We start from the raw sequence: 19,942 nt of genomic DNA, 5'->3' as shown, positions 1-19,942 counted from the left end.
GGACGAGAAACACGTGTCTCGATTTTAAGCAGAAAGCACGCGTTGAGCAATGTCTTTGTAATCTTGTGAGGCTAAGCGTGGCCCAAACTGCTGAATGATCTGTGCGGATACTTCGCTGGCAAGGCGTCCGCATTCTGGCAAGGTATAGTGTTGAGACAGTGCATACAAGAATGTGCCCGCATAATTGTCACCCGCGCCATTGGTATCAATCACATTGGCCACCACAGGAGTCGCAACCTCATAGACTTCGATATCTGACTCAGTATCAGGCTTATGGGCGATGATGGCACCATTGGCACCATCGGTCACCACCGCTGTTTGGCAATAGTCAAGTAGGGCACGTGCCGCCGCTTTAAGTTGCTTTTTATCCGTGAATAATCTGGCTTCTTCGCTATTACAAAATATCACCGCTACTTTGTTGCCGAGTATATTGAGCAAACCGTCTTTGGCGAACTTTACCACAGCAGGATCTGCAAAGCTCACAGCAATCTTTGCGCCATGAATGCCTGCTTGTTGACGTAATTGTGTCATTGCAGGTTGGATACTTTCAGACATGGCCAGATAGCCTTCTATATATAACCAGTCTGCTTGCGTCAGCGCATCAAAATCCACGTTGTCAGCTGTGATATCGCTTGACGTACCAAGGTAGGTTTGCATGGTGCGCTCGCCATCTTCGGTGACCGCGACCACACAAGAACCCGTCACACCGCCATCATGAATAGACTTATCTGAGGTGGCAACGCCAGCTTCATGCAAGTCTCTGAGGTAAAACGCGCCCTGGTCGTCATCACCAACGCGGCACGCATAAAAAGGTTTACCACCAAGACTGGCAAAAGCATACATGGTATTTGCAGCTGAACCGCCACCTGCTTGTTTTGATGGATCAATCTCAGAAAGTTTGAAGTAAGCAAGCAATTGCTGCTGTTCTTCAAAACCTGCCAGCGTCATATTGCCCTTTGTTAAATCAATCTCTTCTAATGCCGCATCCGACACCAAGTATTCGTGGTCAACCAAAGCATTACCTATTGCCATTACATCGTACATTGCTTACCCCTTTTCAATGAATTTATTTGTCCCATTTTTACATTTTATTGTGAGCAGTGTGGTGCATCATCGTACTAGGCTTGGATTTCAAGCAGACGTTGATACAGCGCATTTTTTTTGACACCTGTGATGTCAGCTGCCAATGCCGCCGCCTTTTTAACCGACAGGTCTTCTAACAGACGCTCTAATAACTTATCATGAACACTGATATCATCGGTATCTTGCGCGACATTCATGCCAGCCACTACCACCACGATTTCACCGCGCTGCTGATTGTCATCAGCTTTTACAAACTCAACCAAGTCGCCAAGTGTGCTTTTACGAACCGTTTCGAACGTCTTAGTCAACTCACGGCAAAAAGTCACCTCACGATCTGCCCCAAATACAGCTTTCATGTCTTCTAAACTGGCAATGATACGGTGCGGTGCTTCATAAAATATCAAGGTTTCGGTACGGGTGTGCAACGCATTGAGCTGTTTTTGGCGACCATGTGTTTTTGCAGGCAAAAAACCAATGAAGCTAAAACGGTCAGACGGCAGCCCTGCCACTGACAATGCGGCAATGGCAGCAGAAGCACCAACAATCGGTGATACCATCACCTTTGCCGCGTGCGCTGCTTGTACCAATTGATACCCTGGATCGCTCACCAAAGGCGTGCCCGCATCGCTGATCAAAGCAACTGAGTGACCTTGCTGGATCATCTCAATAATTTTAGGGGTTTGAATGGCGCTATTGTGTTCATGATAGGCCCAAAGCTTGTGATGTCCTTTTTGTCTTACGCCAGTATCAACATCGGCATCAGGACTCACTGACTCTGTATCGTCCGCTTTACTGCCTCGGGTATCAATACCAAAATGTGACAAGAGCTTGCCTGAAGTGCGGGTGTCTTCGCAGGCAATAATAGCCACTTGTTTTAAAATATCGATTGCATGCGGTGTCATGTCAGTAAGATTACCAATCGGCGTGGCAACAATATAGAGACAAGCTGGCATCGCAGTAGGGGTAGACATGAAAACCTCGAATGATTAAAAAATATTAAAAATAGTAGGCACCGTTAAATCTATGGTTAGCATGGGTTTTTTGTCTCAATAAAATAATGAATGAGCAAATAATATAATAGTCATGGCTAACGTAAGTAGATACAGATGGCGCAAAAGTGGTTAGTTTAGCATGTTGTGCTATGATAATTCTGAAATGTTGATTAGACCCACAACCATTATGGCAAACCACAAGACCTCCTGTAGCACCTTGATTTTAACGTCACCAAAACAACGTCAAGGTGGTCAGTTTGAACAGCAGGCGTGTGCGTTTTTGCAGGCGCAAGGGCTGTGCTTGATTGCCCAAAATTGGCAACAGCCAAAAGTGGGCGAATTAGACTTGGTGATGCTTGAGACAGGCCCTACATGGTCCACAGTGGTATTCATTGAAGTGCGCCAGCGTAAACGTTCAGGTTTTGGTGATGCCGCGCTCAGTATCACTGCCAGCAAACAGCGCAAAGTGATTAAAACGGCCAAATATTTTTTGCAGCAGCATCCCGAGTATGCGCAGTATGACTGCCGGTTTGATGTAATTGCTTATAATACGTCGAGTAAAATGTCGTCCAAAGGACAATTGGTGGACAGTCAACCTGAGTGGCTGCAAGGGGCTTTTGTCGCAAGCGCATGGTGATAGGGGAGTACTATCACTTTTTTTAAAAGATAAAATCGGCCTGACCGTCAGTCACCGTTACTAAAAACCTAACCGCCATGAATAAAAATTCAGTAAAGTAGCTGAGTTAACGCGATAAGTGAATTCTTACTCGCTTAATTGATTCTCTACAATTCTCACAACCCTGCTCTAAGAGGTAAATCATGAGACGGATGTATTTGCGCCCTGCTATTTTTGGTTCATCACGTCGTACTGCGATAGGCGTTATGCTAGTGGCTACTGTGATTAGTACTGGCTGTACCACCAACTATCTAACCAACAGTACTGAAGGTACGTATGGTGTACCGATGACGGAGCGTACCATACCGCAGCGTCTGCTAGATCGTAGTATCGAACATACGGTCAAAATCAATGTGTACGGTCTAAAAGAAGATCTACAGCAAACCAGTCGCATGGGCATTGATAGCTTCAATAGTGAGGTATTGTTAACAGGTGAAGTACCCACTCAAGCGATCAAAGAAGAAGTAGAAAAAGTCGTCAGCTCCATGCCAGATGTACGCCGTGTTTATAATGAGTTGGACGTTAGTGCCTCAAAAGGTTACAGCTCAACGGTCCACGATGGTTATATTACCTCAAAGTTAATGGCAAAAGTGGCCTCCAGCGATGGTGTGAAAGCCTCCCAAGTTAAAGCGGTAACCAACGCTGGTGTGGTTTATATTATGGGGCGTGTGACACCCACTCAGCAAAGTCACTTGATTGATATTGCCAATAGCACGGTTGGTGTAACGGAGTTGGTACTATTGACAACGGTCGTGGATGATAGAGGAGTCAAGATAAGCGAAGACGATATTATGTATGAAGACAATTTGGCCAATCCTGCGCCAGTGGCAGAGAGATCAGCTGTATCGAATGTGGATAATAGTACCGTGCCAGAAACCACGAGCACTGCAATCACTGCAACGCCAATCATTGTTACAGAGGAAGGGGCGAGAGTCGATCAGTCGTCATCAAGCGAATATATCGACCTTTATCAGAATCAATAAAATCCAGTCACTGGCGAAAATGGGTCATTGATACAAAACTGTCATGATGTCCAAATCGGCCATGACGGTTTTTTGATTTATTGCCACCTCATTTGTTACCCCGTTGTTTGTTATCAGATTTAGAGCAATATTGTTGAGAGGTTTTTTAATCATTATTATCAATCTTTTACTGACAATAAAACTAAACACGGATAACAGTAAAAACACGATAAAGCGTCAGTCAGAACGTAAAATACGTATGGTAAAAGTAGATGATATGGTCCGAACCAAATAGAACAAAATAATACGTGACCATCGCTCTGCTAATCATCAGTTACATACATATAATGGGAACACTGGTTATGAATGGCGTAAATGAAATTACATCGAAGATTAAAACGCGTACAATCACAAAGACTGGTATTACAGCGGCGTTCGCGATAGGCGGCGTTGTTTTAGCAACGCAACAAGCCCAAGCTTTATCGGCACTTGCTGTTGTCAACGGTATCACTACCAATGGTGGTGTTGGGGTAAGTAAAGACATCTTGTATGGTGATGAACCCTCACAGGATTTGGATATCTATTATCCGAAACCGTTGGCGCAAGCAATGAAAGCGGAAAGTGCCATTACTCAGACTTATCCAATGGTGGTTTTCGTCCATGGCGGCTCGTGGGAAAATGGTAGCAAAGAAGAATATGCTTTTGTTGGACAGAGTTTGGCGCAAGCAGGTTATGTTACGGCTGTCATCAATTACCGTAAAGCGCCTAGCCATGTGTACCCTGATTATGTGAAAGACACTGCTCAAGCAATTGCATGGAGCCATAACAATGCCAATAGCTTTTACGCAGATCCTGATCGGTTGGCAGTAATAGGGCATTCAGCAGGCGCCTTCAATGCTGTCGCCGCCATTGCCAATGAGGATTTTTTAGCACCATACGGTATGAAGCCCACAGATATTAGCGCTGTGATTGGCATTGCTGGCCCTTATAGTTATGACTTCCGTAAATTTGATAGTGCAACCGCCTTTGGCCCTAACGCAACACCAGATCAGGTAATGCCAGATCGTCAAATTAAAGGTAAGCAGCCGCCGTATTTGTTGCTAACGGCTGAAAAAGATAAAGTTGTTTATGATACCAATGCCATTAAAATGACGGAAGCATTAAAAGCGGCTGGCGTCACAGTCGACAATGGCGTAATCAAAGGAGCAAGTCATGCCACCAGTATCGGTGCGATGGCGCCGCCATTACGCTGGGTTAATGACGTGCGAGCGCAGGTGTTGGCGTATTTGGATAAGAGGCTGTAATAGTCAATTCCTATTAAGTGGCTTACCTAAATATCAGTAACGGAAATTTTGCTGGCCTTACACGCGACTGTTACTACCTATATCGCTGCACAAGACAGTACTGTAAGATACGCAAACTCTTGTTATAATGGCGACTATTTTAAATCTATACTCTATTCTAATTTAAGGCAGAATATTCTATGAGCATGAACGCTGACGATCTGATTACATTTTTACAAACTCATTTCCCAGACGCTTTTATTCAGGCTGCCAACCAAGGTAATAAGTTTGATGTACGCGTGGTTGATGCCAGTTTTGAAGGCAAACGTACCGTACAGCGTCAGCAAGCGGTTTATGCATTGGTCAACGATAAAATTGCGAGTGGCGATATTCACGCACTCAATATCCAAGCATTAACCCCTGCAGAGTGGGATGTTCAATCAAAAGGCTAAATCGCCACTTATCGTTTCAAACTTTTTAGATCAGCTATCTAAGTAGTTGGTCATAAAGGGTTTGTTTTTCATTATTGTTATACTCATCGCTAGGTTGTCATTTCTATGGATCAATTTTTAATCACTGGTAGTAGTAGTCGTATCGCAGGGGAAGTTACTATTTCAGGCGCCAAAAATGCTGCATTGCCATTGCTTGCAGCCATGATATTGGCTGAGACTCCAACGACGTTACATAATGTACCATCGCTGCAAGATGTGCGAACATTGATTGAATTGATTGGTGGTATGGGTATTAACATCCAAAAGCAGGGCGATACGGTCACTTGTGATACCAAAAATATCGATAATTTCTATGCGCCATACGACTTAGTCAAGACCATGCGTGCCTCGATTTTAGTGTTAGGACCATTGCTGGCACGTTTTGGTGAAGCAGAAGTGTCGCTACCAGGTGGCTGTGCAATTGGTTCACGTCCTGTCGATCAGCATCTCAAAGCTTTCGAAGCGATGGGCGCTGAAATTAGTGTCGAGAACGGTTACGTCAAAGCGCAAGCACCAAAAGGTGGTAAGTTACTTGGGTGTCATTTCTCATTTGATATGGTGACGGTTGGTGGTACTGAAAACGTAATTATGGCGGCTGCCCTTGCCAAAGGTACGACAGTGTTAGGTAACTGTGCCCTTGAGCCAGAAGTGGTTGATTTGGCCAATATGCTGGTTGCGATGGGTGCCAAAATAAGTGGTATTGGTACCGCTACCATGACCATCGAAGGGGTTGAGCGTCTTCATGGTTGTGAGTATTCAGTGGTGCCAGATCGTATCGAAACTGGATCTTACCTTGCTGGCGCGTTGATGACTCGCGGTGATGTATTGACCAAAAAGACCACAGCGTCTTTATTGCATCCAGTACTTGAAAAGTTTGAAGCCATGGGTGCTGTGATTACGACAGGTGATGATTGGATTCGTGCGCAGATGACAGGACGTCCAAAACCTGTTGATATCCGTACTCGTCCGCATCCAGGTTTTCCAACAGATATGCAAGCGCAGCTGATGGCGATTTGCTGCTTGGCTGATGGTACTAGTACGATTATCGAAAATATCTTTGAAAATCGCTATATGCATGTTCCAGAGCTTAACCGTTTGGGTGCGTCTATCCAAGTTGATGGTCATACGGCAGTGATCAGAGGGGTTGAGAACTTTACCGCCGCACCTGTTATGGCAACCGATTTGCGTGCATCGATGTCATTGGTCATGGCAGCAGCGACGGCTGAAGGTGATAGCTTAATCGACCGTATCTATCACATTGATCGTGGTTATGAAGATGTTGAAAATAAATTACGTGGTCTTGGTGTGAGCATCAAACGTATCAACACTAATGATTAATATTTATAAATCGATTAGGCATTTGATATTTATTGCCACTATATGTTTTTATCATTAAAAAATTAGCAGTCCTCGGTCAGCGGGGACAATCACTATATATGGACATGATGCCATTATGACTGAAGCAACAAAACCAATACCTGCCAGTGGTTTATTAAACGAAGTAAATGATACGTTTTCTGGGTTAACGTTGGCCTTATCTAAAGGCCGTATTTTAGAAGAGACGATGCCACTGCTACGTGCGGCTGGCGTTGATTTGCTAGAAGACCCTGAGGCCTCGCGCAAACTCATCTTTCCGACCTCCAATCCCAATGTGCGTGTATTGATTTTACGTGCAAGTGATGTGCCCACTTATGTAGAGCATGGGGCGGCTGATTTCGGTGTGGCAGGTAAAGATGTATTGCTAGAGCATGGCGCCAATCATGTTTATGAGTTATTAGATTTGCAGATTGCTCAATGTAAGCTGATGACCGCTGGTGTCAAAGATGCGCCATTGCCCAACCGTCGTTTGCGTATTGCCACCAAATACGTCAATGTGGCGCGCGCGTATTTTGCGAGCCAAGGTCAGCAAGTGGATGTGATTAAGCTTTATGGCTCTATGGAGCTTGCGCCATTAGTTGGCTTAGGTGATTTAATTGTCGATGTGGTTGACACTGGCAATACGTTGCGCGCGAATGGTCTTGAAGCACGAGACCATATCTGCGATGTCTCTTCACGCCTGATCGTCAATCAAGTCAGTTATAAGCGTAAATTTGCGTTACTTGAACCAATTTTAGATAGCTTTAAAAACAGTATTGCTAACGCTTCATGAGTCAGTGGTAACCATTGATAATACAAAGCGTTGTTATACAAATTTTTAAACCAGTTTGGCGTTCTATGGTAGACATAGCGTGCTAAACTGGTTTTGTTGTATTTACTTGCCTGAAAATAAAAGCTCAGTATAATCAGAGTCAGATCATAATAAATACATGGGTAAATCGCCCTTATTACTTTCTATTTTTTCCTGAAATTTCATTTTTTATAGTCATATAATAGGCTCAAACACAGGATTTAGTCATGCGCCAACTCAGTACTCAAGACGCCGATTTCGACAGTCAATTGACACAGCTGCTTGCTTTTGAAACGGTCAATGATGCCAATTTATTAAAGACGGTTGATGATATCATTGCGCAAGTACGTCATGATGGAGACAGCGTATTATTGGCATTGACTCAGCAGTTCGATCAGCATCCAGCAACCACCATACAAGAGTTGGAGCTGTCCAAAGAGTCACTTGCCGACGCCTTTGCCAACCTTGATGATGAAGTCAAAACGGCATTGACGACGGCGGCCACGAGGGTACAGACCTTTCATGAACGTCAAGTACAAGAAACTTGGCAGTATGAGGATGAACTGGGTAATCGATTGGGTCAAAAAGTCACGCCGCTTGATCGCGTCGGTATTTATGTACCGGGTGGTCTTGCGTCTTATCCGTCATCAGTGCTTATGAATGCCATCCCTGCTAAGGTTGCTGGCGTAGCCGAGGTTATCATGGTGGTACCCGCGCCTAAAGGCATTTTAAATCCCTTGGTATTAGCAGCCGCTCATTTAGCGCAAGTTGATCGCGTCTTCACCATTGGCGGTGCCCAAGCCGTTGCTGCATTAGCTTATGGGACAGAGACGATTCCAGCCGTGGACAAAATTACAGGGCCTGGCAACAAGTATGTGGCGGCAGCCAAACGTGCTGTGTTCGGTCAAGTCGGTATCGATATGATTGCAGGGCCGTCTGAGGTATTGGTTTATGCAGAGGGCGAAACGCAAGATCGCGCTGATTGGCTGGCCATGGATTTATTGTCACAGGCTGAACATGACCGTATTGCACAAGCCATTTTTGTCACCACCAGCGAAGCGCAATTAAAAGCAGTTGCAACTGAGATAGAAAAAGCGTTGGCTGAATTGCCAAAAGCAGATATTGCCCGTGACTCTTTACAAAACCGTGGCGCACTTATTTTGGTCAAAGATCGGGCAGAGGGCATGGCAGTGATTAATCGCGTTGCGCCTGAGCACTTGGAATTGTCTGTGGACGAACCGGATGCGCTACTTCATGATATCCGCCATGCAGGTGCTATCTTTATGGGTCGTCACACACCAGAAGCGATTGGCGATTACTGTGCAGGGCCGAACCATGTGTTACCCACATCAGGTACCGCGCGTTTTTCTTCTCCTTTAGGTGTTTATGATTTTCAGAAAAAATCTTCTCTTATTTATTGTAGTGAAGCGGGTAGTAAGCCGTTAGCGAAGACAGCAGATATTTTAGCCCAGCGCGAAGATTTGGAAGCCCATGCTCGCTCGGCGCGTTATCGTTCTTAATAATATAAGCTAAGCATGTTAAAAATTACTTTTGATATTTAATCGTTTTTGTGGCGAATAGTAGGATAACTTATGAGTGAGTTAAAGATAGACACCAGACTTTGGTCATCTAAAGCACGTAACTTGTCACCTTATGTTCCAGGTGAGCAGCCGCAACATGACAATTTATGCAAATTAAACACCAATGAAAACCCGTTTCCGCCTTCACCAAAAGTAGGGGAGGCAATCGCCAAAGTTTTGGAGCAGCAAGCAAGCGACTTGCGTTTGTATCCAGCGCCAGAGTCTGATGATTTACGTAGCGCCTTGGCAGAAACATACCATCTTGATACCAATCAAGTATTCGTCGGCAATGGCTCTGACGAAGTCTTGGCATTAGTGTTTGCAAGCTTTTTCTTAAAAGAGCGACCTATATTGGCACCTGATATCAGCTATAGCTTTTATCCTGTGTATGCACAGACTTTTGGTGTGGATTTGGTGCAAATTGCCTTGGAAGAAGATTTCAGTATTGACCCAGATGCGTATCGCCAACCGTGCAGTGGCATTATCATCGCTAATCCCAATGCACCCACGGGTCTACTGTTATCGCTCGCCGATATTCGCAAGCTTGCTAGCGAACACACAAATGCCGTAATCGTGATTGATGAGGCTTATATTGATTTTGCTCAGATAAAAGAAGGTGATGTCGACGCTCAGGTATCAGCTGTGAGTCTTATTAATGAGTATGACAATATTCTTGTCACCCAAACTTTTTCAAAGTCACGGTCACTTGCAGGCTTACGCGTAGGCATGGCCTTTGGTAATGCATCATTGATTGAAGCATTGACGCGCATGAAAAATAGCTTTAACAGTTTTCCTTTAGATAAATTGGCACAAGCTGGTGCTACCGCCAGTGTCTTGGATGCCGACTATTTTGAACAAATGCGTCAGCAAGTCATCGATTTGCGCCAGTCACTAACGGCTGAATTGACGGTACTAGATTATAACGTGTTGCCATCCCATGCCAATTTTGTTTTTGCTCGTCCTAAAGGTGGCAATGCGAGTGCAGTGGCTAGTGCTTTACGTGAGCAGGGCATTATTGTCCGTCATTTCAATAAGCCACGTATCAATGAATATTTGCGTATTACGGTTGGTACGGCCGAGCAAAACCAGCGTTTGATCACTGCTTTAAAAGCATTAGAAGCGGATGCTGAGATCGCTACTATTTAATATTTGGTCTGATAATTAATAGCCCAAACGTACGTGATGTTGATGAGTACCAGTTGTAGAGCCTGCCAATATTAATTGTGCAGGCTTTATTTTTGAGCGAGTACTGACAGCAAGTTGCCCACTTTATCCAAGCACTCTTGATACTCCGCCTCACAATCAGAAGCAACCGTAATACCACCACCTGCCCACAAACTAACATGTCCTTGTTGCTCTATGCCATTAGCGAATGGATGATTGGCTTGAATGGTACGAATCAAGACATTCCATTGACCACTACCATCAAAATTCATATAACCCATAGTGCCGCAGTAAGCGCCGCGCGGAGCAGCCTCTAGCTCAGAGATAATTTCAACCGACCGTTTTTTGGGTGTGCCCGTGATGGAGCCTGCAGGCAGACTGCCAAATAATACTGCCAATGGATGAGTGTCCGCTTTAAGTTCAGCGGTGATGGTACTGACCATATGATGGACATTGCTAAAGCTTTCAATGGCAAATAGTTGTGGTACTTTTACGCTACCGATTTTGGCATATTTGCCCAAATCATTGCGCAGCAAGTCAACAATCATGACATTTTCAGCACGGTCTTTTTCACTATTGATCAGTTGCTGTTTATAAGCATTGTCTTGTTCAGGGGTGATGCCTCGAGGCATTGTCCCTTTGATAGGCTTGGTGCGTATATGATGTTTGCCCGTTTTGCGGTCTTTGATAAACGTAAAAAACAGCTCTGGTGAACAGCTTAATAATTCAAAAGTATTTTTTTGCTCAGTAACTCTGGCTGCTTGTTTAGCATGGTTGGGACTACCATGCGTTTGATAACCGTACTGAACGTTTAAATATCCAGCAAACGGTGCTTGAGTATTCTGTTGGAGATTGGGTAAGTGATTAATAAGACTTGATAGAGATTTGCCAGAGGTATCCTGATAGGTAAGGCTGCCTTGCCATGCTTGAGTAAGATTGATTTGGTAGCAATCGCCTTGTTGTAGATAGTTTTGGGTTTGGTCAAACGCCATTTGATAATCGGGTTTATCCCATTGTGCCTTTAAGACCAAAGGCACAGGCTGTAAGGCTGTTTTAGGCGTTGCTTGATCCATATAATTATTGGAGTCAGACAATGTTTTATCAAAAGCGTCCAAATAAGAGGTAAGGGCTGTCACAAGCGTATTTTTATGCTGACGCTCATCACTTATATCAGAAGTATCGTCCGTTTGATGGACAGTTAATGTCCAAGCCGATGTGACATCTTGTGAGGCTGGTATTAGATAAATATCATAGTGTCCCAATACCGCAGAAGGTTGCGCGGCCAAGTGAATAGCAGCAACTGGGCTTAATGCATGAGCGGCAATATCATAACCAATAAAGCCTATCAGACCATGATGATAATTTGGCTTTCGATTGCCAGTACCTGATTGTTTTATATCAGTGCTAAGGCTCTCATAGGTTTGACTGTAGGCAATCAATTCATCCTGCCACTTAGCATAACTCATTTGCGTAGTTTTGATCGCAGCGCTATTAGCAGCGTTATCATCAATATTGATACAAACATCGCGGCAATGTTTCGTCACTTGATAAGTGACAGACAACGGGTCAGATAGGGTTTCAAAATTGGGGGTGACCACCCAGCTTGTTTTCGGTAACAACCCAATGACTGGCTGACCATCATTGTCTAGCCAAACCAGTTGCCAGAGTGCCTTGCTATTTTGTGCTAATAAATGCTTTTGTAGTTGCAGTATCAGTTCAGCAGCAGGCAGATCACCAAAACGCCAGCTACGAATGGTAACTGGCGATGGGGCAGAATCTGTCTGCTCAGTGGTATTGTGATTTTCTACAGGCATCTTTTAAGCATCAAACTTTTTAATGATCAAGGTTGCATTCGTGCCGCCAAAGCCAAAGCTGTTACTCATTAGTGTTTCAAGATTGGTTTCACGCATTTGAGTGACAATATCAAAGCCTTCTGCTGCAGGATCCAATTGTTCAACGTTGATACTCGGGGCAATAAAGCCTTCTTGTAGCATCAGTAAGCAATAGATCAATTCTTGCGCACCAACCGCACCCAAGCTGTGACCAGTCATCGATTTTGTTGAGCTGATAGGAGGCACTTTACTAGCATCGTCTCCAAACACTTTGGCAATCGCTTTAAGCTCAGTGATATCACCGAGAGGGGTACTGGTGCCATGACTGTTGATATAGTCAACGCTCTCTAACCCTGCTTCAGCTAACGCTTGCTGCATACAACGAACCGCGCCTTCACCACTTGGGGCAACCATTTCTGCACCATCAGAGCTAGCACCATAACCAACGATTTCGGCCAAAATGTTGGCACCGCGAGCTTGAGCATGTTCAAGGCTTTCTACAACAACCATGGCACCGCCAGCAGCAATCACAAAACCATCGCGATCTTTGTCATAAGCTCTTGATGCGAGCGTTGGCGTGTCATTATATTGAGTGCTTACCGCACCCATGGCATCAAACATGCAAGACTGCGTCCAATGCTCAGACTCACTACCGCCCGCCAGCACCACATCGGCTTTGCCTAGCTGAATCAGCTCAGCAGCATGACCGATACAATGGGTCGATGTTGCGCAAGCAGAAGCGAGAGAGTAAGAAACCCCTTGGATTTTTAAACCAGTTGCCAGCGCTGCTGATACCGAGCTACCCATTGTTTTTGGCACAGCCATGGCGCCTACACCGCGAAGGCCTTTTTCGCGCATGGCATCCACAGCATTAACGATATTTTCTGTCGATGCGCCGCCCGAGCTCGCCACCAAACCCACACGTGGGTTACTATTAATAGTCTCAAGCGATAAACCTGAATGCTCAATCGCGTTCAAGGCGCTGACATAAGCATAGAGACTGGCATCACTAAAAAACCGTTTTAATTTACGATCAATACCGCTTGTATCAAGCATCGATTGATCGATACTACCGCTAACGTGCGATTTAAACTCATGCTCAGCATAAGATGGATTGAAAGTAATGCCAGACTGTCCTTGTTTCAGAGCAGCAGTAACAGTGGCCAAATCATGTCCGATACAAGAGACAATCCCTGCCCCAGTAATAACAACGCGGCGCATATTTTATTCCTTATGAGTAATGATTTTCTTCATCACTATTGATAATCGTTTTTAAAGATCTACTTTTCATTTAATACCACAAATGCGCCTCTCTTATATAAGATGTTAAAAGAGGCTGCTTGAGTGTTAAATGCTTCTTTCATAGCTTTAACTGCTTATAACTTTGACTGCTGTCATCATAAAACATTGTATTGATGATGGCTTCATACAAATGACGTTGCAATCAGGCTATAGCTGATGGCGTATGATAACGTATCAAGCATACAAAATCTTTGCGCAAGTGCAAAATAATGACAAAATAGCAGCTACTATCGCACGCTTTTGAAAAAGTAACTAATGACAGACAGTGTCAGCCAGTTATTCATCTTGCCAATATCATTATATCCTTAAAGCAAGTGTAGTTTTGCGCTAAGTAAATTGAAAAAAGTAATTCATCAATGGTGAAAACCATAAAGTAAGTTATACTTTTAGATACAAAATTGGTGAGGGCAATAACATTGTTCGCACTGACATTGACCGCAATGATTCGCTAGAATGGCACACTTATCGTTTCCATAAACTCATTATTAAATAATAAAGTAAAAATAATCATCATATTAAGGACAACACGATGGCAAAGCAGACTTCTTTATCTAAAGGTATCAGTACCGTTGGCTCTTTCACACGTAACAATTTAGAGCGCGTGGGAGCGATGATTGATACCATGAACGCTAAAACCAGCAAACCGCGTCAATACAAAGCGGTCGACTTGGGCGATGAAGACTATCAACAAGATCTGTTTCGTGAACAGACACTAAAAGCGACTCAGCAATTACTTGGTACTCGTTTTGCGACTTATGGCAAATATGCCAAAAAAGTGGTACCGAATAGCTTTTTCCAATCGACGGTCGATGGGGCATTCGCTCAAGTGGCGAAATTGGCCGCTCATTGGAGCCAAATTGATTTGCCTAATCAACATCGTTTTGCCAATATTGCCAATCTTGATGATGAAGAGCGTTATGCACTTGCCACCGATATTGCCAATCAAAACCGTGCTTTAGCAGCCATCGGTGGCTTGACTGGTTTGGCAGGACTTCCAGGCCTACTGGCTGATACATTGTGGTTGTTATTAGTATCGCTACGTACCGTTTATCAGCTAGCGGCCGTCTACAATAAGCCATTGACTGGTAAGCAAGGTGTGAAGATGGCTTATGAGCTACTTGCGAACGCCGATTTGAGCAAAATGCAAGAAAAGCAAGCATTGCTCGCTGGTATTGGTATCGGTAAAGGCTTGCTGGATAACGCCCAAAGCAGTGGTCTACATAATGAGCTTAAAAACTTAGGTATGAAGAACAACAATGTGAATTTTTATGCTCAACAAATCGACAGCATTGCTAGCCAAGTAGGCATTGACTTGGATCAAATCAATCTATCATGGATACGCCGTTTCCTACCAGCTACAGCAGTTGTGATAGGTGTACGTTATAACAGCCAGTTAATTGATGAGGTCATTGGGGTAGCGCAAGCGACGTTTGCACCAGATGCAAAGCTTGCCAACCGCGCTATTACTGATGATAGTAAGAGCGAAGCTGAAGTCAGTAAATTCTCTAGCAAAGAAAAAAAGCAAAATACTGAAGACAAGGCTGCTGAAAGTCAGAGCTCGGAAGACAAAAGTGCCGATGATACAGATAAGAAAGCGGACGAGAAGGGTAGTGAAAGTAAAAACAGTAAAAAGAAGGATGAGTCAGCTAACGCAGCGGATAGCAAAAAAGTAAGTAAGACAGATAAAACTGCCGATAAGCAAAAGAAGTAAATACGACACATCTATTTATTGAGCCTTATCTCTTAATCGCCCATATTAAAACTTATTTACTTTAATATGGGCGATGTTATCTTATAGCTCTTGAAAAACAAGGTAATGTCGCCATTTAGTCTTTGTGAACTACTCTAGTTACAATGCAGACTGTCGTATTCAAACCATTCATAACCTTACCATTTACTGAATCTCTATTGATATATCGTTTACTCAGAGCAAATACAGTAAGGGGCAGGTAGATGGAATGCATATCTATCAAAAGTTGTAAAGGTCAATCACGCATAAGTGGTTGAATTAGCAACAACAACTCTTTATAATACACTGTCCTAAAAATGGGTGCTCTAAAGTCTGTCATTATTGTCAGATGGACGATGCATTAACCCATTTTTTTGTTTTATACCAAACGGGAGAAGGATGCCTTATGGCAACAACTAACCAATTGATTCGTAAAGGTCGCAAAACCATCAAGGAAAAGTCAAAAGTTCCTGCGTTGGAAGCGTGCCCACAGCGTCGCGGTGTATGTACTCGTGTATATACTACCACACCAAAAAAACCTAACTCAGCCATGCGTAAAGTATGTCGTGTACGTTTGACTTCAGGTTATGAAGTATCAAGCTACATCGGCGGCGAAGGTCATAACCTACAAGAGCACAGTGTTGTTCTTATCCGTGGTGGTCGTGTAAAAGATCTACCAGGTGTACGTTATCACACCGTTCGTGGTGCATTAGATTGCGCAGGCGTAAAAGACCGTAAGCAAGGTCGTTCTAAGTATGGTGCTAAGAAGCCTAAAGTTTAATAGCTAAACGTTATTAACTAAGCTTTTTTGTACTACCCAATAACTGTGCATGGGTTCGGTGTTAGCAGTAAAGCTACTTATATACCAACAATGTTATATCAGCTGTTTATGCTTAAAACATACCACCATGCAGTAAGGCTAACTGACAACTCTCTATTATGTCTAATAGATAAATATAAAGTTGTGAATGTTGGACACTCCTGAAGATAAGGAAATTTATTATGCCAAGACGTCGCGTCGTTGCTGCCCGTGAGATCCTACCGGATCCTAAGTTTGGTAGCCAAACTGTTGCAAAATTCATCAACCATGTAATGAGTGATGGTAAAAAATCTACTGCTGAGCGTATCGTTTATGGTGCACTTGAAACAGTAAGTGAAAAACGCAAAGTTGAAGATCCAGTATCTTTCTTTGAAGAAGTACTTGAAAATGTACGCCCAATGGTAGAAGTAAAAGCTCGCCGTGTTGGTGGTGCAACCTACCAAGTACCAATGGAAGTACGTCCCTCCCGTCGTACTGCCTTGGCTATGCGTTGGTTGGCAGAAGCTGCTGCTAAGCGTTCAGAAAAATCAATGGCTTTGCGTTTAGCAGGCGAATTGAATGATGCTGCCGAAGGTAAAGGCGCTGCTATGAAAAAGCGTGACGAAGTTCATCGCATGGCAGATGCTAACAAAGCATTCTCTCATTACCGTTTCTAAGCTACTCTTATACTCACTGTTTAATAGTAGCCTGAGATTATTGACTCATATCAATTGATCTTACATTGTTGTTTATTCTATTGATTACCGCCATCATTGAAAAAGTTGTGAGTAGGACTTATCTATTAGCAACTGAGATGGCGGATATCTATCAAGATGCCTCTCTAAAAATGTATTGTTTTAATTAGAAAGCGTCCCAAATTTGATACCGCACTATTCTTAGTATTTGCTCTTTTTTTGTCCATATTAGGCTCAATAATCAGTAAGTAATATTACGAAGCTGAACGCTTTGTCATAGAGTATGAGGTAGAGACACAATACATTATTATATACACGACTTTTCCTAGGAAAACACTATGGCTCGTAAAACTCCCCTAAAACGCTATCGCAATATTGGTATCTCAGCGCATATTGATGCTGGTAAGACGACCACTACTGAGCGTGTTTTATTTTATACCGGTGTTAGCCACAAAATTGGCGAAGTACATGATGGCGCAGCCACCATGGACTGGATGGAGCAAGAACAAGAGCGCGGTATTACTATTACCTCAGCGGCAACCACTTGTTTTTGGTCAGGTATGGCAAAACAGTTTGACGAACACCGCATCAACATCATTGACACACCAGGTCACGTTGACTTCACGATCGAAGTTGAACGTTCTATGCGTGTACTTGATGGCGCTTGCATGGTTTACTGTGCAGTAGGCGGCGTTCAGCCACAGTCTGAGACTGTATGGCGTCAAGCGAACAAATACAAAGTACCACGTCTTGCTTTCGTAAACAAAATGGATCGCGTTGGTGCTGATTTCTATCGTGTTATCGAACAGATCAAAACCCGTCTTGGTGGTAAGCCAGTACCATTGGTTATCCCAATTGGGAAAGAAGATGACTTCGAAGGCGTTGTTGACCTAGTTACCATGAAAGCTATCTATTGGGATGAAGCTTCTCAAGGTATGCAGTATGAAGAGCGTGAGATCCCAACTGAATTACAAGAAAAAGCGGAAGAGTATCGTGAATATCTTGTAGAAAGCGCTGCTGAAGCAAACGAAGATCTCATGAATGAGTATCTAGAAAACGGCGAATTGACTGTAGAGCAGATCCATGGCGCTATTCGTCAGTTGACAATTGATAACGAAATCATCCCGCTTCTTTGTGGTACTGCCTTTAAAAACAAGGGTGTACAAAAGATGCTAGATGCTGTTATTCAGTATCTTCCAGCACCAATGGATGTACCGGCTATTCGCGGTATCCTTGATGACAAAGATGAAACTGAAGGCACTCGTGAAGCGTCAGATGAGGCACCGTTCTCAGCACTAGCGTTCAAAATCATGAACGACAAGTTCGTTGGTAACTTAACCTTCGTCCGTGTTTATTCTGGTGTAATGACTCAGGGTAGCAGTGTTTATAACCCAGTTAAAATGAAGCGTGAGCGTGTTGGTCGTATCGTACAGATGATGGCAAACTCTCAAGAAGAGCTTGCAGAAATCCGTACTGGTGACATCGCAGCTTTGGTTGGTATGAAAGATGTGACCACTGGTGATACGTTATGTGATGAAAACAACGTCATTACTCTTGAGCGTATGGAATTCCCAGATCCAGTTATCAGTCTAGCGGTTGAACCTAAGACTAAAGCTGACCAAGAAAGAATGTCAATCGCTTTAGGTCGTTTGGCAAAAGAAGATCCATCGTTCCGTGTACATACTGACGAAGAATCTGGTCAGACAATCATCAGCGGTATGGGTGAGCTACATCTAGAGATTCTAGTTGACCGTATGAAGCGTGAGTTTAACGTTGAAGCCAACATCGGTGCGCCGCAGGTTGCTTATCGTGAAACGATTCGTAATACTGTTGAACAAGAAGGCAAATTCGTACGTCAAACAGGTGGTCGTGGTAAATTCGGTCACGTTTGGTTACGTCTTGAGCCACTTGATCCAGCGGGCGAAACTGAATACGAATTCGCTGAAGAAGTTGTTGGTGGTACTGTACCAAAAGAATTCCACGGTGCTGTTGACAAAGGTATCCAAGAGCGCATGAAAAACGGCGTACTTGCTGGTTACCCAGTGGTTGGCGTAAAAGCAACTTTGTATGATGGTTCTTACCATGACGTCGATTCTGATGAATTGTCGTTCAAAATGGCAGGTTCTATGGCATTCAGAAAAGGTTTCATGGCAGCGGATCCAGCGCTACTTGAGCCAGTAATGAAAGTAGAAGTTGAAACGCCTGAAGACTATATGGGCGATATCATGGGCGATCTTAACCGTCGTCGTGGTTTAGTACAGGGTATGGAAGATTTACCTGGCGGTACTAAACAGATTCGTGCTGAAGTACCATTAGCGGAAATGTTTGGTTATGCCACTCAAATGCGCTCTATGTCACAAGGCCGTGCAACTTACTCAATGGAATTCCAAAAGTACGCTGAAATTCCAAAATCAGTTGCTGCTGAAATCATCTCTAAGTTCAACTCTAAAGATGATGACGAGTAAATAAACGTCTATTGAATCTGACAATGTAGAGCCTGTTTTTAGGTTGTCAGTAGAGAATCCGCCAATAACTTGTTAAAAGACTTGTTATTGGTCGTGATTTTCTTATAATATCTGCACATTAGTATGTGCGACCTTTTAACAATTATCTTAAAGTGGTCAAGATTGTCTGAGTTATCGTATTGATACGAACCTAGCATTTGACCCCAAAAAAAGAGGAATTACCCATGGCAAAGGCCAAGTTTGAACGTAACAAGCCACACGTCAACGTCGGTACCATCGGACACGTTGACCATGGTAAAACAACCCTAACAGCTGCTATCGCAACAGTAGCTGCTAAAACTTCTGGTGGCGAAGCCAAAGACTACGCGTCTATTGACTCAGCACCTGAAGAAAAAGCACGTGGTATCACCATCAACACCTCACACGTAGAGTATGACACTGAAGCACGTCACTACGCTCACGTTGATTGCCCAGGTCACGCCGATTATGTTAAAAACATGATCACCGGTGCTGCCCAGATGGACGGCGCAATCTTAGTAGTATCAGCAACTGATGGCCCAATGCCACAAACACGTGAGCACATCTTGCTATCACGTCAGGTTGGCGTACCATACATCATCGTATTCATGAACAAATGTGACATGGTTGATGACGAAGAACTACTAGAACTAGTAGAAATGGAAGTTCGTGAATTATTGAACGACTATGACTTCCCAGGTGAC

17 protein-coding genes are annotated in these 19,942 nt (G+C 43.7%); 13 read left to right on the top strand and 4 right to left on the bottom strand.

Annotation, left to right across the window (positions count from 1 at the left end; all coding sequences use genetic code 11):
* Positions 1–24: 24 nt before the first annotated feature.
* A complete protein-coding gene (locus FW759_RS13800) occupies positions 25–1,044 on the bottom strand; it encodes an adenosine kinase (protein ID WP_062845523.1) in 1,020 nt (339 codons plus the stop codon).
* A gap of 74 nt (positions 1,045–1,118) precedes the next feature.
* The gene (gene rsmI / locus FW759_RS13795; protein WP_095569737.1) at positions 1,119–2,054 is read right to left on the bottom strand and encodes a 16S rRNA (cytidine(1402)-2'-O)-methyltransferase; all 936 of its coding nucleotides are present in this window, start codon (positions 2,052–2,054) and stop codon (positions 1,119–1,121) included.
* Between the two features lie 160 nt (positions 2,055–2,214).
* Here rsmI and FW759_RS13790 point away from each other — a divergent pair, with 160 nt between their 5' ends.
* The 8 genes from FW759_RS13790 to hisC all read left to right on the top strand — a co-directional run bounded on the left by FW759_RS13790 (position 2,215) and on the right by hisC (position 10,380).
* Entirely contained in the window at positions 2,215–2,712 is a 498-nt protein-coding gene (locus tag FW759_RS13790) for a YraN family protein (protein ID WP_095569738.1), read from the top strand.
* A gap of 182 nt (positions 2,713–2,894) precedes the next feature.
* Complete coding sequence (locus FW759_RS13785; protein ID WP_446443272.1) at positions 2,895–3,734, top strand: BON domain-containing protein; 840 nt, start codon at positions 2,895–2,897, stop codon at positions 3,732–3,734.
* Positions 3,735–4,075: 341 nt separating this feature from the next.
* Positions 4,076–5,017, top strand: coding sequence for an alpha/beta hydrolase (locus FW759_RS13780; RefSeq protein WP_446443271.1), 942 nt, complete (start codon positions 4,076–4,078; stop codon positions 5,015–5,017).
* A 185-nt stretch (positions 5,018–5,202) separates the two neighbouring features.
* Entirely contained in the window at positions 5,203–5,448 is a 246-nt protein-coding gene (locus tag FW759_RS13775) for a BolA/IbaG family iron-sulfur metabolism protein (RefSeq protein ID WP_201510270.1), read from the top strand.
* A gap of 105 nt (positions 5,449–5,553) precedes the next feature.
* Entirely contained in the window at positions 5,554–6,825 is a 1,272-nt protein-coding gene (gene murA, locus FW759_RS13770; RefSeq protein ID WP_353670481.1) for a UDP-N-acetylglucosamine 1-carboxyvinyltransferase, read from the top strand.
* Between the two features lie 115 nt (positions 6,826–6,940).
* The gene (gene hisG, locus FW759_RS13765) at positions 6,941–7,636 is read left to right on the top strand and encodes an ATP phosphoribosyltransferase (RefSeq protein ID WP_062845516.1); all 696 of its coding nucleotides are present in this window, start codon (positions 6,941–6,943) and stop codon (positions 7,634–7,636) included.
* Between the two features lie 245 nt (positions 7,637–7,881).
* Complete coding sequence (gene hisD, locus FW759_RS13760) at positions 7,882–9,174, top strand: histidinol dehydrogenase (protein ID WP_446443270.1); 1,293 nt, start codon at positions 7,882–7,884, stop codon at positions 9,172–9,174.
* A 72-nt stretch (positions 9,175–9,246) separates the two neighbouring features.
* Complete coding sequence (gene hisC / locus FW759_RS13755) at positions 9,247–10,380, top strand: histidinol-phosphate transaminase (protein WP_446443269.1); 1,134 nt, start codon at positions 9,247–9,249, stop codon at positions 10,378–10,380.
* An 86-nt stretch (positions 10,381–10,466) separates the two neighbouring features.
* On the opposite strand, the gene FW759_RS13750 is transcribed toward hisC, so the two are convergent.
* Positions 10,467–12,212 carry an anthranilate synthase component I family protein gene (locus FW759_RS13750; RefSeq protein ID WP_446443268.1) on the bottom strand — a complete coding sequence of 582 codons (1,746 nt, stop codon included), beginning with the start codon at positions 12,210–12,212 and terminating at the stop codon, positions 10,467–10,469.
* A gap of 3 nt (positions 12,213–12,215) precedes the next feature.
* On the bottom strand, positions 12,216–13,451 hold the full coding sequence (locus FW759_RS13745) for a beta-ketoacyl-ACP synthase II (RefSeq protein ID WP_062845512.1): 1,236 nt from the start codon (positions 13,449–13,451) through the stop codon (positions 12,216–12,218).
* A gap of 610 nt (positions 13,452–14,061) precedes the next feature.
* Here FW759_RS13745 and FW759_RS13740 point away from each other — a divergent pair.
* From FW759_RS13740 to FW759_RS13720, 5 genes are all read left to right on the top strand, one after another.
* Positions 14,062–15,243, top strand: coding sequence for an EcsC family protein (locus FW759_RS13740; protein ID WP_446443267.1), 1,182 nt, complete (start codon positions 14,062–14,064; stop codon positions 15,241–15,243).
* A gap of 424 nt (positions 15,244–15,667) precedes the next feature.
* Positions 15,668–16,042, top strand: a complete 375-nt coding sequence (gene rpsL, locus FW759_RS13735; RefSeq protein WP_011281154.1) for a 30S ribosomal protein S12 — start codon at positions 15,668–15,670, stop codon at positions 16,040–16,042.
* A gap of 221 nt (positions 16,043–16,263) precedes the next feature.
* Entirely contained in the window at positions 16,264–16,737 is a 474-nt protein-coding gene (gene rpsG / locus FW759_RS13730; protein WP_062845510.1) for a 30S ribosomal protein S7, read from the top strand.
* Between the two features lie 356 nt (positions 16,738–17,093).
* Positions 17,094–19,220: an elongation factor G gene (gene fusA / locus FW759_RS13725; protein WP_062845509.1), complete on the top strand. Its 2,127-nt coding sequence runs from the start codon at positions 17,094–17,096 to the stop codon at positions 19,218–19,220.
* Between the two features lie 224 nt (positions 19,221–19,444).
* Positions 19,445–19,942 (top strand): GTP-binding protein (locus FW759_RS13720; protein WP_446443250.1); only part of this gene is annotated, 498 nt, incomplete at its 3' end.

This window comes from Psychrobacter sp. 1176_08 (assembly GCF_052850615.1).
Note: the sequence above shows the minus strand (reverse complement) of the source record. Positions and strands in the feature narration are given on the sequence as shown.

What these genes read in the sequence shown, in the direction of transcription:
- FW759_RS13800 (WP_062845523.1), bottom strand. Translation starts at nt 1,044, where the DNA reads ATGTACGATGTAATGGCAATAGGTAATGCTTTGGTTGACCACGAATAC.
- rsmI (WP_095569737.1), bottom strand. Translation starts at nt 2,054, where the DNA reads ATGTCTACCCCTACTGCGATGCCAGCTTGTCTCTATATTGTTGCCACG.
- FW759_RS13790 (WP_095569738.1), top strand. Translation starts at nt 2,215, where the DNA reads ATGTTGTGCTATGATAATTCTGAAATGTTGATTAGACCCACAACCATT.
- FW759_RS13785 (WP_446443272.1), top strand. Translation starts at nt 2,895, where the DNA reads ATGAGACGGATGTATTTGCGCCCTGCTATTTTTGGTTCATCACGTCGT.
- FW759_RS13780 (WP_446443271.1), top strand. Translation starts at nt 4,076, where the DNA reads ATGAATGGCGTAAATGAAATTACATCGAAGATTAAAACGCGTACAATC.
- FW759_RS13775 (WP_201510270.1), top strand. Translation starts at nt 5,203, where the DNA reads ATGAACGCTGACGATCTGATTACATTTTTACAAACTCATTTCCCAGAC.
- murA (WP_353670481.1), top strand. Translation starts at nt 5,554, where the DNA reads ATGGATCAATTTTTAATCACTGGTAGTAGTAGTCGTATCGCAGGGGAA.
- hisG (WP_062845516.1), top strand. Translation starts at nt 6,941, where the DNA reads ATGACTGAAGCAACAAAACCAATACCTGCCAGTGGTTTATTAAACGAA.
- hisD (WP_446443270.1), top strand. Translation starts at nt 7,882, where the DNA reads ATGCGCCAACTCAGTACTCAAGACGCCGATTTCGACAGTCAATTGACA.
- hisC (WP_446443269.1), top strand. Translation starts at nt 9,247, where the DNA reads ATGAGTGAGTTAAAGATAGACACCAGACTTTGGTCATCTAAAGCACGT.
- FW759_RS13750 (WP_446443268.1), bottom strand. Translation starts at nt 12,212, where the DNA reads ATGCCTGTAGAAAATCACAATACCACTGAGCAGACAGATTCTGCCCCA.
- FW759_RS13745 (WP_062845512.1), bottom strand. Translation starts at nt 13,451, where the DNA reads ATGCGCCGCGTTGTTATTACTGGGGCAGGGATTGTCTCTTGTATCGGA.
- FW759_RS13740 (WP_446443267.1), top strand. Translation starts at nt 14,062, where the DNA reads ATGGCAAAGCAGACTTCTTTATCTAAAGGTATCAGTACCGTTGGCTCT.
- rpsL (WP_011281154.1), top strand. Translation starts at nt 15,668, where the DNA reads ATGGCAACAACTAACCAATTGATTCGTAAAGGTCGCAAAACCATCAAG.
- rpsG (WP_062845510.1), top strand. Translation starts at nt 16,264, where the DNA reads ATGCCAAGACGTCGCGTCGTTGCTGCCCGTGAGATCCTACCGGATCCT.
- fusA (WP_062845509.1), top strand. Translation starts at nt 17,094, where the DNA reads ATGGCTCGTAAAACTCCCCTAAAACGCTATCGCAATATTGGTATCTCA.